Raw genomic sequence first — 13,443 nt, forward strand, 5'->3', positions numbered from 1 at the left:
CGCCCCATGCTCGCCAACCTGACCGCTTACGCCATCACCTCCGCCGCCCGCCTGATCACGGGCGCCCGGGCCTTGTGGCTGGGTTGCACGCCGCTACCTGTGCAGCGCCTGTACTTTGCCAACCACAGCAGCCACGGTGACTTCGTGCTGCTGTGGGCATCACTGCCGCAGCCCCTGCGCAAGCGCACCCGCCCGGTGGCTGGCGCGGACTACTGGGCCAAACCGGGCATCCGTGATTTCCTCATTCGCAAGGTGTTCAATGGCGTGCTGATTGATCGGCAACGCAGTGAAGGCCAGGGTAGCCCGCTGCAACCGATCCTCGAAGCCGTGGCCAATGGCGACTCGCTGATCTTCTTCCCGGAGGGCACCCGCAACCTGGGGGATGAGCCTCTGATGCCGTTCAGAAGCGGGTTGTACCACCTGGCTGCAGCCAACCCCGATGTCGAGCTGGTACCCGTATGGATCGCCAACCTCAACCGGGTGATGCCCAAGGGACGCGCCTTGCCCCTGCCGTTGCTGTGCACACTGAGCTTTGGCGAACCACTGCACCTGCACGCTGATGAAAGCAAGCAGGCCTTTCTCGAGCGGGCCAGCCAGGCCCTGCTGAACCTGGCCCCGAAGGATGCCTGACATGGACGACAATACCCTTTCCCTGTTCACCGGCATCGGCGCCCTGCTGCTGCTCGCCAGCGTGATCGGCCGCCTGCTCAAATGGCGCGCTGGCCCGGCACCGCACGCGGTAATCGACAACCTCAACGCTCGCATCAACGCCTGGTGGGTGATGGTGCTGGTGATCGGCATCGCCTTCCTGTTCGGCAAGTATGGTGTGATCGTGCTGTTCTACGGCGTGTCGTTCTACGCCCTGCGCGAATTCATGACCCTGACCCCGACCCGGCGCAGCGACTACCCGGCGCTGGTGGCGGCGTTCTATGTGGCGCTGCCCGTGCAATATGTGCTCATCGCCATGGACTGGTACGGCCTGTTCAGCATCTTTATCCCGGTGTACCTGTTTTTGCTGCTGCCGATATTGGCCAGCTTTGGCGGCGATACCACACGCTTCCTTGAACGTGCGTCAAAGGTGCAGTGGGGGTTGATGATCGCGGTGTACTGCGTGTCATCGGTACCGGCCTTGATGACGCTGGACATCCCGGGCTACGAGGGGCGCAACCTGCTGCTGATCGCCTGGCTGATCCTGGTGGTGCAGATCAGCGACGTGCTGCAGTATGTGTGCGGCAAGCTGTTCGGCAAGCACAAGGTAGCGCCCAACCTGTCCCCGTCCAAGACTGTCGAAGGCCTGGCCGGCGGCGTGGCACTGGCCACGCTGATTGGTGCCCTGCTGTGCTGGATCACCCCGTTTACCTTCTGGCAGGCCGCACTGATGGCGCTGACCGTGAACACCATGGGCTTCTTCGGCGGGCTGGTGATGTCGGCAATCAAGCGCGACCGCGGGGTGAAGGACTGGGGCCACATGATCGAAGGCCACGGCGGCATGCTCGACCGTATGGACTCGGTGTGCTTTGCGGCGCCGGTGTTCTTCCACTTTGTGCGGTACTGGTGGGCATAGTCATACCCCCTGGGGGTATAGATGAACGACCCTGCCCAAAATCCGGAAACCAGCACGATTCCTGTGGGAGCGGGCTTGCCCGCGAAGAATGCGACACGGTATATGGCACCGGCTTCGCCGGTGTTCGCGGGCAAGCCCGCTCCCACAGAGACCGCGCAAGCCTCAGATTTGGAACAAGATAGTTGCCTTCATTAAGGGAATTGGTGCGCCATAGAATTCACTTGAGGTAAGACCGCAACAACGCCGCCACCTTGTCAGCCTCATCCTGCCGCTCCTCGGCACTCAGCCCGTCTGCCACCAGGTGCTCGCGAATATGCCCTTCCATCACTTCTGCCATCAGCCCGTTCACCGCGCCGCGCACAGCCGCAATCTGCTGCAGGATCGCCAGGCAGTCCTTGTCCTGCTCCAGCGCCGTCTCAAGCGCAGCCGCCTGGCCCTTGATCTTGCGCACCCGGGTCAGCAGTTGCTTCTTGCTCTTGTGGGTATGTGCCATTGGGTTTCACACCATGCTAGGTATACTGGGGTATAGTATATTTCTCGATCTTCCGGGAGCATGATAAACCATGGCGGCACAAACCTCAGACCGTTGGCAGCACAGCCATCAGTTCCACACCAGCAACCTGGGCGCCGAGCGCAAGACGCGTCTGGCGGTGTGGCTTACCGCCGTGATGATGGTGGCGGAAATTGCCGGTGGCTGGTTCTTCAACTCCATGGCACTGCTGGCCGATGGCTGGCACATGAGTTCCCACGCCCTGGCCTTGGGCCTGTCACTGCTGGCCTACGCCGCCGCAAGGCGTTATGCCGCTGATCGACGCTTTGCCTTTGGCACCTGGAAAATCGAGATTCTCGGCGGCTACTCCAGCGCGTTGCTGTTGCTGGGCGTAGCCGGGCTGATGGTGTTCCAGTCTGTGCAACGGCTGCTGACACCGGGGCCGATTCACTATGACGAGGCCATCTTCATCGCTGTGATCGGCCTTGCCGTCAACCTGATCTGCGCCTGGCTGCTGCACGATGGCCATCATCATGATCATCATGGGCACGAGCATCCCCATGACCACGACCATCATCACCACGACCTGAACCTGCGCTCGGCCTACCTGCATGTGGTAGCCGATGCCGCCACCTCGGTACTGGCCATCGTTGCCCTGCTGGCCGGCAAGTTCTGGGGCGCGAGCTGGCTCGACCCGGTCATGGGCCTGGTGGGTGCGCTGCTGGTGGCGCTGTGGGCCCGCGGCCTGCTGCGCGATACCGGGCGGGTGCTGCTGGATGCGGAGATGGACGCGCCGGTGGTGGAAGAAATCCGCGACGTGGTGGCGCAGCTGCCAGTGCCGACCAACATCACCGATCTGCATGTGTGGCGGGTGGGCAAGGACCAGTACGCCTGCATTCTCGGCCTGGCCACGCAAGGTGACCTCAGCGCCGACAGCGTGCGTCAGGCCTTGGGTGTACATGAAGAACTGGCGCACATCACCGTCGAGGTAAACCGCCTGGCATAGCGCGACCAGACAGCTGGACGTCGAGCCCAGGCAACTGCGGCTCGGCGGTTGGGCCTATGGTGACCAGTCATTCAGCCAGTCACCAGGAGTTGTGCCATGTCCGATTTCATCACCGTCCTGCGCGAGACCTGCCCGACGCCGGTCGTGGACGCCACCAAGTGGAAGCGCATCGGCGGCGACCCGCACACCGTCAACCTCAATGCCTACCTGTCGGCCGACGGCAGCAAGATCATGGGCACCTGGATCTGCACCCCGGGCAAGTTCGAGGTCAACTATGAGAAGTGGGAGTTCTGCCACTTCCTCGATGGCTACTGCATCATCACCCCGGAAGGCGAAGAGCCTAAGCACCTGAAGGCCGGTGACGTGTTCGTCATCGAACCGGGGATGAAAGGCACCTGGGAAGTGGTCGAGACCGTGCGCAAGTATTTCGTCTTCGCCTGACAAAAAAATCGCGGGGCAGGCGCCCTTCCCTCTGGTGCGCAGTTACAGAGGGAAGGCCACCTGGCCCGCGATGAAGTCCACCTCGCTCGTCAATCCTTCTTGCGATATCCCTCGACGATGGCCGAGAAGTCCTTGCCCCCCTCGCCGCGCAGGCTCATGGCCTGATACAGCTGCTGGGCCACGGCCCCCAGGATCACCGGTTGGTGTGCCTGGCGTGCCGCTTCGGTGGCCAGCCCCAGGTCCTTGAGCATCAGCTCGGCGCCAAAGCCACCCGTGTAGCCACGCGATGCCGGCGCCGTTTCGATAATGCCCGGCCACGGGTTGTAGGTGTCCGAACTCCAGCAACGCCCGGTCGAGCTGTTGATGATGCCGGCCAGCACCTTGGTGTCGATGCCCAGCGCGTTACCCAAGGCCATAGCCTCGGACACGCCGATCATGGAGATGCCCAGCAGCAGGTTGTTGCAGATCTTGGCGATCTGCCCGGTGCCGACTTCACCGCAGTGCACGATGTTGCGCCCCATCTGCTCCAGCACCGGCTTGAGGGTGGCGAACAGCTCGGCGCTGGCACCAACCATGAACGTCAGGGTGCCGGCTGCCGCGCCGCCAGTGCCACCGGACACCGGCGCGTCGCCCATGTCCACGCCCTTGGCCACTGCGGCCTTGGACACATCACGTGCGGTCTGCGGGTCGATGGTGCTGCAGTCCACGGTTGGCGTGCCGGGGCGAATGCCGGCCAACACGCCGTCTTCGTTCAGGTAAACGCTGCGCACATGGGCTGCAGCCGGCAACATGGTGATCACCAGCTCGCTGTTGGCCGCCGCGTCCTTGGGTGACGGGCTGATCTGCCCACCCAGCCCTGCCAGCTCGGCCAGCACGGTTTTGTTCAGGTCGAACAGGTTCAGCTGATGCCCGGCCTTGATCAGGTTGCGGGCCATGGGCGCGCCCATGTTGCCCAGGCCGATGAATGCAATACGCATGACGTCTCCTTAGCGCAGACTGATGGTGGTGTTCACACCGTCATTGACACTGTCGTCATCGAACCAGCGGGCGGTGACGGTCTTGGTCTGAGTGTAGAACTGCACCACTTGCTTGCCGTACGGGCCGAGGTCGCCAAGCTTGGAGCCGCGCGAACCGGTGAAGCTGAAGTACGGCACCGGCACCGGGATCGGGATGTTGATGCCGACTTGGCCGATATCGATTTCGCTCTGGAACTTGCGCGCGGCCGCGCCGCTTTGGGTGAACAGGCCGGTGCCATTACCGAACGGGTTGGCATTGACCAAGGCAATAGCCTCGTCGAGCGTATCGACCTCCAGGGTCACCAGCACCGGGCCGAAGATTTCCTGGGTGTACACCTGCATGTCGGTCTTCACACCCGAGAACAGGGTTGGGCCAACGAAGTTGCCTTGCTCGTAACCCGGCACCTTGACGTCACGGCCGTCGAGTTCCAGCTTGGCGCCTTCCTTGATGCCACTTTCGATCAGGCCCAGCACACGCTCCTTGGCGCGCTTGGAAACCACCGGGCCAACATCGGTGCCAGGCTCACAACCGGCATTGACCTTGAGCTTGCTGGCCGCGTCCTTGATATCAGGCAGCCATTCGCGAGCCTTGCCTACCAGCACTGCCACCGAGGTAGCCATGCAGCGCTGGCCCGCCGCGCCGAAGGCGGCACCGACCAGGGCGTTGATGGTTTGTGTGCGGTTGGCGTCGGGCAGCACCACTGCGTGGTTCTTGGCGCCCATCATCGACTGCACGCGCTTGCCGTGCTGGCTGCCCAGGTTGTACACATGGGTGCCCACTTCGGTAGAGCCAACGAACGAAATGGCCTTGATGTCCTGGTGGGTGCAGATGGCATCTACCACTTGCTTGCCACCGTGCACTACGTTCAGCACGCCAGCCGGTACACCGGCTTCCAGCGCCAGCTCTACCAGCAGCATGGTCGACAGCGGGTCTTGTTCGGACGGCTTGAGCACGAAGGTGTTGCCGCAAACGATGGCCATGGGGAACATCCACAGCGGGATCATCGCCGGGAAGTTGAACGGGGTGATGCCGGCGCATACGCCGATAGGTTGGCGCAGGGTGTAGGTATCGACGCCGCCGGCGACGTTCTCGGCAAACTCGCCCATCTGCAACGTGCCGATGGACGCAGCGTGCTCGACCACTTCCAGGCCACGGAAGATATCGCCTTCGGCGTCGGCCAGGGTCTTGCCCTGCTCGGCACTGAGCACTTGGGCAATGCGTTTGGTGTGTTCGCGGATCAGGGCCTGCAGCTTGAGCATGATGCGCATGCGTGCGCCGATCGGGGTGTCGCGCCAGGTCTTGAAGGCGCGGTGAGCAGCGGCCACGGCAGCGTCGACTTCTTCGACGGTGGCGAACGGGACACGTGCCAGCACTTCCTGGGTGGCCGGGTTGACGATGTCGCGCCATTCGGTGGTCTTCGACTCGACCCATTGGCCATCGATCAGCAGCTTCACCTGCTCGACCTTGGTCTGGTTTGGGGATTGCGGTGCGTTCATCTGCGTTCTCCTTGGAATTATTGTCGGGACGAGATCGCCAGCGCCAAGCAAACGCAAGGTGGCGTCCTGAGGCTTGTTTCGAGTATAGATGTGCAAACATCCAACAAGAACGCACAAAAAAACCGGATCATCATGCAAAAAGACCTCACATCCCTGAGCGCCCTCAACTGGGACGACCTGAAGTTTTTCCTCGAAGTGGCCCGCACCCGCAAGGCCAGCAGTGCCGCCAAACGCCTGAGCGTGGACTACACCACGGTGTCGCGGCGCATCAGCTCGCTGGAGGGGGCGCTGGGTACCTTGCTGTTCGAGAAGTCGCGGACCAACGGCTTTGTGCTGACCGCCGAAGGCCAACGCTTGCTGGGGTATGCCGAGTCGATCGAAAGCACGCTGCACATGGCCTGCGAGCAGGTGTCCGGGTCGGGGGTGGCGCTGTCGGGGCATGTACGCATGGGTTGCACCGAAGGCTTTGGCAGCTTCTTCATTACCCCGCAGCTGAGCCACTTCGTTGATGCCTACCCGGCGATTTCGGTGGATATACTGCCGCTGCCACACTTCATCAGCCTGTCCAAGCGTGAGGCGGACATTGTCATCGCGCTGGAGCGACCGGAGCATGGGCCTTATGTGTGCTGCAAGCTGTGTGATTACCGCTTGCGGCTGTATGCGACCCAGGATTACCTGGACAGCCACACACCGATTCGTCAGGTGGCGGACTTGGCTAGACATCCTTTCATCAGTTATGTGGATGACCTGGCGTTCAGTTCAGAGCTGTTGTACCTCGCCAACCTGATCCCTGGCGCCACTGCGCATCTACGCAGTACCAGCGTGATTGCGCAGTACACAGCGGCGTTGCAGGGGCGTGGGCTGGCGATACTGCCGTGTTTCCTGGCTGCGCAGGACCCGCGGTTGGTGACTGTGCTGCCTGAGGAGATCGAGGTGACGCGGCAGTTCTGGATGTATTGCCGGGAGGATTTGAGGAAGTTGAAGCGCATTACCTTGTTGTGGGATTACATCCGCGGGGTGACGGAGGCAAATGCGCCGTTGCTGATGGGTGAAATTCGCGAGATGCGGTTTGCTCAGGTGTAGATCGACAAGGAGTAAGGGAGCTTCATCCTACCTACCGCAAGGGGCTGAAAGCAACGACTTGTAACACCACTTGTGACAGAGGTTGTGACACCACTTGTGACACCCATTGTCCCGTGGAGGGTTGCCGAATGAGAGTGGTCGAAAGGGAAGCGATACCTTGGAGGTAAAGAAAAGGCTTCATTGACAAAAAGATTCAGGTGCTTCGCCCATTAGCCTTGACGATGGATAGCTTTTGACAGTGATAGCCTCATGCTACTATCTGCATTCCACTGTAGGCTATAGAAGCCAAGGAGAGATGATCTTGGGATTCATGATTATTGTTTTTTGGTTAGTGTTGTCCGCTGGGGTAGGTATGCTGGCAAGCTCGAAGGGGCGTAGCTTTTGGGGTTTTACTCTACTGTCCGTCATTACCTCGCCTTTACTCGGGCTGATTATCGTTCTGATCGTGAGTGACTTGAATAAGGAGTCTGCACGGGAAGCTCAGGTAGCAGCCGAAAATGAACGTCACTTAGAGTCGATCAAAGCTATTGCTCGCTCCAATACCGTAGCAGCACCATCTCAAGAAAATGTTTCTGTAGCGGATGAACTTGAAAAGCTTGCAGCCCTGAAAGAGCGAGGAATTTTGACTGACGAGGAATTTGCGACTCAGAAGAAACAATTGCTCCAAGGGTAGTTACGGAAGTAAATTTTTCCTGCCATTCTGTATTGTAGTGAGCAGGATGAAGTTAAGAGGACTTTTGAGATACTCCAAAAAGCAAGAGGACTCTTAACCTGCTCGCGGCACGAAGTATCTGATCAGTTTTTATGGTCGGATGTTAGTTTGCAGAAAAAACCATTTCCCCTCAGTTTCAGAATTGGATTCCAAATCAAACCGTGCGCGCTCTGTACTCAAAATCCCTGCTATACAGCACCACTGCTTGACTGCAAGCCACGGGCCAAGGTGGGGTGGGTCAATGTTCTATGAAATCCCTGATAAACTATTGGCGACCACATACGACAACGCCCCGCAAAGCTCCAATTAGGCTCAATACGGGGCGACTGGTATGCAAGTCATGCACGGGGGTTATGTACTGGTGTAGGGCGCTCTCAGATCGAAGCTGAGAGCCTTGTGCCTTATGCTGATTTCATTGCCCGCTGTACCGTGCTAAGGCTTACGCCAAGGTCCGCAGCAACTTTACGGAAGGATGCACCTTCCTGACCCATAGCATCAAGTATTGCTTGGTCATCAACCTTTTTCACACGACCTCTGTAAACACCCTTGGCTTTCGCTTTCGCTATGCCTTCTCGTTGACGTTCCTTGATGATGGCTCGTTCAAACTCAGCGACAGCGCCCATCATGCTCAGCATAAGTTCCTGTGTAGGGTTCACCTCAGATGTGAACAGCAGTTGTTCTTTGTGGAAGTGAACGCACACGCCCGCTATGCGTAGATCGGTAACTAGCGTCAGCAGGTCAGCCAGTGAGCGCGCAAGACGGTCAATCGAATGAACATGGATTGTGTCACCGTCGCGTACATAGTCCAGCATCTCGGACAATGCAGGACGGTTTGTCGTCGCACCGCTCACCTTGTCAGTGAATGTACGATCTACAACTATTCCATCAAGCTGACGGTCGGTGTTCTGGTCTTCACTGCTGACCCGGATGTAAGCAACGTGTGCCATGTCTGCCTGCCTGTATTCAATAGCCTCTAGATGCAGCAAGTATGGTCGTATTCATAACCAAAATCAACCCTAATAAATACGGCAGTGGCAGGGTTTGTGTATTCAGCGATCTGTAGTCCCAAGGGTGTACCCTAATGATACGAACACGCGGCGTTCATACAGTGCAGACCGGCTTGCCGACGATGAACTTCTTTGACGATGTGGCGCCCCACCGGCTAGCTGACACCGGGCACTGATACCGGGTGCTGACTCATTGGCAAATTCCCAATGTTCGAAAATGAGATTAGTGAAAAATCGAAATGACCTCCGACGAAATCTGCACACCGGGTGTGACGACATCTGTACAAAGGGGTGTAGCGGCATTTGTGGTGAGAACTTAGGAAGAATGGTTTGGGGTTAAGCTTCAGCAAGCCGAATGCGGATTCAATCTGAACACGAAAGCCAGAGAAAAAACGCACTCTGCTCGTAAATTGGTTCACGGTTGTTGCGACGATACTATTTTGTAACACAGGGCATCGCCAAGCTTGAGAGGGTTTCGCTGCAATACAGAATCAATGCCAACCCCCTTAAAGTGCTCAAGTACCATATTAGCAGAATTATGGCACTGCTTAATCATGCTGTTAGCATAAGTGGCAGACCTATCAGAGGCATATATAAATCGTAACTTTTGCGGAAGGTGGTGATTCCCGTAATACGGTTCCCTTCCTGCATTAATATCAATATGCTTTCCAAGCTCGCTGTCAACTATCATCCCAATCCGACAGCTCTGTAGAAACCACGGGGCAATACTTTGAGAAATAGCGAGGTGCCAGCCTATAGGTTCATTCTTTTCCTCATGATTGGGATTCAAAATTAAAAATGTAGCATGATGCTGAAAAGGTAGATCAGCAACGACCGACTTCAAATGATCTTTTACCACATAGATACAACAAGCACTGACCTTGTACCCTTTGTACACCGTATCCAGAGTATTCGTATCTACGGCCATAAGATAATCAAAGCGTTGCTGCACTTCCTCAAAATTAGTGAGCGACAGAGAGAAGTCGTCTGCGGGAGCGGAATAGAGGACTTTGTCGTCTTTAGCCTCCCGCTTATGGGTGATCTGACGCCTGATGGTGGAAGGGTCTATCTCAAGAATATTGAGCTTTCCCGTTACCGAGTCCTTCTGCAGTGTTAACGATGACACCTTCTCGGTTGCATGACCATAAACCCACTCCTCGCGGGGAATGGTAACTTCACCATGCTTCTGCCTCCTCCCCTTCTTGTCCTTTTTCTCCATCTAAACATGCCCTCAGCAGGATAAATTTTTAGCATCGATACTCAGATATCACCCGATGGTATAGACTAAGCAACGATCATTGTCTACATCTTCCATACGATAAGAGTGTCTCACCATGGCCTACATCCTGATTGACATCGGTAAGCAACCGGAAGAGCCTCTGAATGTCTCATTGCTCCTCCCGCTACCGGCGGATACGCCTTATGGCAATTTCCAGTTGAAGTGGATGGATATTATTTCTAGACTGAATGAAGCCAATCGGCAAATAATCACAAGCTATGAGACGTGGTGCGCTGCAAGGACCGGAAGTATTGAAGATAGCATGAAAGATGTTTTCAATATGCATCGGTTTTCTACAGAGTACGCAGTGACCGGGATGCGAAGGGTGGCCGATGAACTTGTAGCACTTGTTTGGTGTATGCATCAGCTGCGGGATGGGGGTGAGATTCCGTCAAGAGTCAAAGTTGATACTATCGGGCTCGTATTCAAACACAAATACTATGGTCCAGATGATCTATTTGAGCGACACCTTGATTTGATTAAGTTGTTAAATGACCTATCCAATACCTTTAAGCACTCTTTCATTCAGTCAGATTTAGCAAGGATAGGTGAAAACGAACCGCTGGTTCTGGCATTAAACCTTGAGCGAGCCGACTTGGACAACAAGCCGCTATTTTATGCGGTAAGGGTGTCAGAGTTTGTCTCAGGCTACACCCGTTTCTTTCACGACTGTAGAGAATGGCTTCGCACCTTACTATGAATGTATTAGATGGTAGTTGAATTGGGAATTACTTACATAAAATGGTTGTCGTTCACTCTGCTCTTTTTCCGATTTTACTCACAACCATTTCAGTGTGAATACACACTGGGTACTGATTCTCAAAGAGCGTAAACCTTCGGTTTCCTTGGCGATCACTGATTGACAATCAGAAAATTATCACTCTCATACATCCAGTGATCGCAGGTGAGCCGAAGGCGAATGCTTTTAGGGTAAAGGACAGACAGTCCGACCCGCCCTTGATCTTTATTATCTTGAGTATTATATTCTGAGCCAAGCTCAGGATTGGTTATTCAAGATGTCATTACTATCCTGTGCATAGCACAGGCATTACACGCTCTTAGGTTTTGAAGGGAGCTTGTCCCTTCTCCTTTCAACTTCTCTAGTGACCTACCCAAGGCTTCACCTTGAAGAAAGCCTACCCTGTGGACAACCTCCACAGAAGAACAGCCCCCTTATTAATCGTCGTCCGAGCCGTCCGACTCTTAATAAGGTCAACATGACGGGACGTTAGGCCGCAAGCTGTAGTGCTAACTCCATCCGCTCAATCTCATCAAAGAATGGGTCATAGCATTCCCGTTTCGGCTCAGGAATGAGTTGCCGTAGCTTTCCCTGTGGCCTAGCCGGTGCTGGCAAGTCTTCCCTACCGTCGATTCGATCAGCAATGCCCTTTGTTCGACTCAGTAGCGTTTCAACAGGTTCCGACCCAAGGCCGGTACTTAAAGAAGAAATATGACGCATCCCGCTGTAATATTGCTTCTTTCGCAGCAGGTCGCCTTCGACCGAATCTACAACAGGAACTGCAAATCGCTCCATAAACTCGTTCATACCCTCTTCATAGCGGGCTCGCATTTCGAGAGCAAAAGACTCCATCCACTTCCAGCAGTCAGTGGCGTGTAGAGGATTCATCCAGCTTGGTCGGAATGTCGCCACTTCGCTGTTCGCAACTGCCAAGTCTCTAACCTTACGTTTCACTTTATCAATATCAGTTTGAGTCAGGTTAGAATCATACTTCCCGGTACTGGGGTTCCAAGTTACTCCGTAGATACCATGGCAAATGGTTCTAACTTCATCATTTGAAATGCCGCAACTTGAAATTGCATGCTGATAGACAGCAGCAGATGCCTTGTTCAAGTTGGTTGGCACGCCGCTGCCTTTAATCTTCCCGCTAACTAGTTGCTTGACGCGGCGTTCGCGTACTCCAGTAGCGCTTACGATCTTTGCAATCGACAAGCCGTCCACTTCGTACAGGCGAACTACTTCATTCTCCAGCTCGACCTTATAGGTTGCACCAATATTTGCCATTTCTTAATTCTCCTTTTTCAATCAATAGGCAGTTCCTCTCGGTTGTGCCAAATGTGTGTATTTGCGTGTTTATTGAGGCGTGGCACATCATAGAGATACACCACCAAGCTGCATAGTCTTGACAAGTTATCTAAAAAACAATCAGTTGAAAATTGCTTGTCTAAATATGATTAGTCCAGACAAACCATAAAACCGTGGTTTTCAGCAAGAAATCACCAACACCCCTGTGCTTCAAAACCAAGCGATTACAGCGACGCTGGCCTGCACCCGCTACCCTTTTCTTGTCCGAGCGGAGAAAACGCCGCAGAAAGCTTTGTTGGTACCTTCCAGCCGAATCGCTCAGAGTAATCCGTTGGAAATGACATAGAAGTGTATTAACCGTTGAGAATTACGAAGTTTTTGGCGAAAGCCTCAGGAGTGCTAAGAACCTGATCGGTCATCGACCAATGAAAATCGGATCATCAGCCAGTTTTTCAGATACAAAAAAAAGCTCCCATTGGTTAATTCCAGTGGGAGCCGCCTGTTAGTTGCATTGTTAAATCGCTCAGCGTGCTGATGAACTTAGTCCGGTATTACCAGCGGTGCATAACATTCTTTGACTTGCCTTTCGATAGATGCCAACTGTTTCGCCTTAGCCTGCTCAGCAGCTTTACGATCTTTTTCTTCCTGCGCCTGAATCAGTTGTTGGCGAAGTTTATCTTCGTACTTCGCACGTTCCTCTTGTAGGTGCTTAACATAGTCAGCTTTGACGGTTACCTTGATGACTGCGACATCTTCAACTTGTTGAGATTCTGGTTTAACCATCCACACTGAATGCTCAAGTGGCCCGTGATAAATTGGTTGGTTCTTGCTAACGGTGTAACCATTGTTCGCTTTCTCAACCACCAGTTCGAATAGCTCCACTTCGAAAGTAGTTTTAAGTTGCTCGCAGCAACGAACAGTGTTTCGGTAAGCATGAAGTTCTAGATCAACCAATCGCTGATATTCAACTTCATCCCATTTAGGGGGCGTTCCTTGAATGGTGATTTTCTTTTCGGTCATTGTTTTACTCCTTGTATTTTGTGGATCAGCTTAATCATCTTACTGATGATCGTTGTTCGGTACAGTTCTTCATCAAACCCAGTCACAGCTTTAACAACTGGTTTGGCTTGAGTTACTTTTGGCTTGGCACTGGCGACATTGTTCTTCTTTCTTGCAAACGCACGCTCTAACCCACGTTGGAAAGCATCAGACATACTTACCTCCACGGATGACATAGTGACTACTCAAGGCTTCGATGATATCAGTGCACCTTTGAAACTCTGCTCTATTTCCAGTTGCCATTG

Annotated in this window: 15 protein-coding genes; 7 read left to right on the forward strand and 8 right to left on the reverse strand. The window is 54.8% G+C overall.

Going from position 1 to position 13,443, the window contains the following annotated elements; translation table 11 throughout:
* Window positions 1-6: 6 nt before the first annotated feature.
* Window positions 7-630 (forward strand): lysophospholipid acyltransferase family protein, encoded by a 624-nt coding sequence (locus QQL85_RS25565; RefSeq protein WP_284357153.1) that lies wholly within the window; start codon window positions 7-9, stop codon window positions 628-630.
* Window position 631: 1 nt separating this feature from the next.
* Window positions 632-1,564 carry a phosphatidate cytidylyltransferase gene (locus QQL85_RS25570; protein WP_119371443.1) on the forward strand — a complete coding sequence of 311 codons (933 nt, stop codon included), beginning with the start codon at window positions 632-634 and terminating at the stop codon, window positions 1,562-1,564.
* 217 nt (window positions 1,565-1,781) lie between these two features.
* Here the strand turns inward: QQL85_RS25570 and QQL85_RS25575 are convergent, their stop codons facing one another.
* Entirely contained in the window at window positions 1,782-2,057 is a 276-nt protein-coding gene (locus tag QQL85_RS25575; protein WP_264360794.1) for a metal/formaldehyde-sensitive transcriptional repressor, read from the reverse strand.
* Between the two features lie 70 nt (window positions 2,058-2,127).
* Here QQL85_RS25575 and dmeF point away from each other — a divergent pair, with 70 nt between their 5' ends.
* On the forward strand, window positions 2,128-3,060 hold the full coding sequence (gene dmeF / locus QQL85_RS25580; protein ID WP_284357152.1) for a CDF family Co(II)/Ni(II) efflux transporter DmeF: 933 nt from the start codon (window positions 2,128-2,130) through the stop codon (window positions 3,058-3,060).
* A 96-nt stretch (window positions 3,061-3,156) separates the two neighbouring features.
* Window positions 3,157-3,501 carry a cupin domain-containing protein gene (locus QQL85_RS25585; RefSeq protein ID WP_003258412.1) on the forward strand — a complete coding sequence of 115 codons (345 nt, stop codon included), beginning with the start codon at window positions 3,157-3,159 and terminating at the stop codon, window positions 3,499-3,501.
* Window positions 3,502-3,590: 89 nt separating this feature from the next.
* On the opposite strand, the gene mmsB is transcribed toward QQL85_RS25585, so the two are convergent.
* Together mmsB and QQL85_RS25595 are read right to left on the reverse strand one after the other, a co-directional pair.
* Window positions 3,591-4,478 carry a 3-hydroxyisobutyrate dehydrogenase gene (gene mmsB / locus QQL85_RS25590; RefSeq protein ID WP_284357151.1) on the reverse strand — a complete coding sequence of 296 codons (888 nt, stop codon included), beginning with the start codon at window positions 4,476-4,478 and terminating at the stop codon, window positions 3,591-3,593.
* A 9-nt stretch (window positions 4,479-4,487) separates the two neighbouring features.
* Window positions 4,488-6,014, reverse strand: a complete 1,527-nt coding sequence (locus QQL85_RS25595; protein ID WP_284357150.1) for a CoA-acylating methylmalonate-semialdehyde dehydrogenase — start codon at window positions 6,012-6,014, stop codon at window positions 4,488-4,490.
* Window positions 6,015-6,146: 132 nt separating this feature from the next.
* On the opposite strand from QQL85_RS25595, the gene QQL85_RS25600 reads away from it, so the two are divergent.
* Together QQL85_RS25600 and QQL85_RS25605 are read left to right on the forward strand one after the other, a co-directional pair.
* The gene (locus QQL85_RS25600; protein ID WP_284357149.1) at window positions 6,147-7,097 is read left to right on the forward strand and encodes a LysR family transcriptional regulator; all 951 of its coding nucleotides are present in this window, start codon (window positions 6,147-6,149) and stop codon (window positions 7,095-7,097) included.
* A 310-nt stretch (window positions 7,098-7,407) separates the two neighbouring features.
* Window positions 7,408-7,770 (forward strand): SHOCT domain-containing protein, encoded by a 363-nt coding sequence (locus QQL85_RS25605; protein WP_284357197.1) that lies wholly within the window; start codon window positions 7,408-7,410, stop codon window positions 7,768-7,770.
* A gap of 440 nt (window positions 7,771-8,210) precedes the next feature.
* Here the strand turns inward: QQL85_RS25605 and QQL85_RS25610 are convergent, their stop codons facing one another.
* Together QQL85_RS25610 and QQL85_RS25615 are read right to left on the reverse strand one after the other, a co-directional pair.
* Entirely contained in the window at window positions 8,211-8,756 is a 546-nt protein-coding gene (locus QQL85_RS25610; protein ID WP_284357148.1) for a recombinase family protein, read from the reverse strand.
* Between the two features lie 475 nt (window positions 8,757-9,231).
* Window positions 9,232-10,035 (reverse strand): hypothetical protein, encoded by an 804-nt coding sequence (locus QQL85_RS25615; protein WP_284357147.1) that lies wholly within the window; start codon window positions 10,033-10,035, stop codon window positions 9,232-9,234.
* Window positions 10,036-10,150: 115 nt separating this feature from the next.
* Here QQL85_RS25615 and QQL85_RS25620 point away from each other — a divergent pair, with 115 nt between their 5' ends.
* Window positions 10,151-10,795 carry a hypothetical protein gene (locus QQL85_RS25620; RefSeq protein ID WP_284357146.1) on the forward strand — a complete coding sequence of 215 codons (645 nt, stop codon included), beginning with the start codon at window positions 10,151-10,153 and terminating at the stop codon, window positions 10,793-10,795.
* A gap of 528 nt (window positions 10,796-11,323) precedes the next feature.
* On the opposite strand, the gene QQL85_RS25625 is transcribed toward QQL85_RS25620, so the two are convergent.
* The 3 genes from QQL85_RS25625 to QQL85_RS25635 form a co-directional block, all read right to left on the reverse strand.
* On the reverse strand, window positions 11,324-12,118 hold the full coding sequence (locus QQL85_RS25625) for a hypothetical protein (protein WP_284357145.1): 795 nt from the start codon (window positions 12,116-12,118) through the stop codon (window positions 11,324-11,326).
* A 561-nt stretch (window positions 12,119-12,679) separates the two neighbouring features.
* Entirely contained in the window at window positions 12,680-13,159 is a 480-nt protein-coding gene (locus QQL85_RS25630; RefSeq protein WP_284357144.1) for a hypothetical protein, read from the reverse strand.
* The gene (locus tag QQL85_RS25635) at window positions 13,156-13,353 is read right to left on the reverse strand and encodes a hypothetical protein (protein WP_284357143.1); all 198 of its coding nucleotides are present in this window, start codon (window positions 13,351-13,353) and stop codon (window positions 13,156-13,158) included. The genes QQL85_RS25630 and QQL85_RS25635 overlap by 4 nt, the downstream gene beginning before the upstream one ends.
* Window positions 13,354-13,443: the final 90 nt, after the last annotated feature.

The sequence above is a fragment of the Pseudomonas putida genome (genome assembly GCF_030159595.1).
Taxonomy (GTDB): domain Bacteria; phylum Pseudomonadota; class Gammaproteobacteria; order Pseudomonadales; family Pseudomonadaceae; genus Aquipseudomonas; species Aquipseudomonas putida_AC.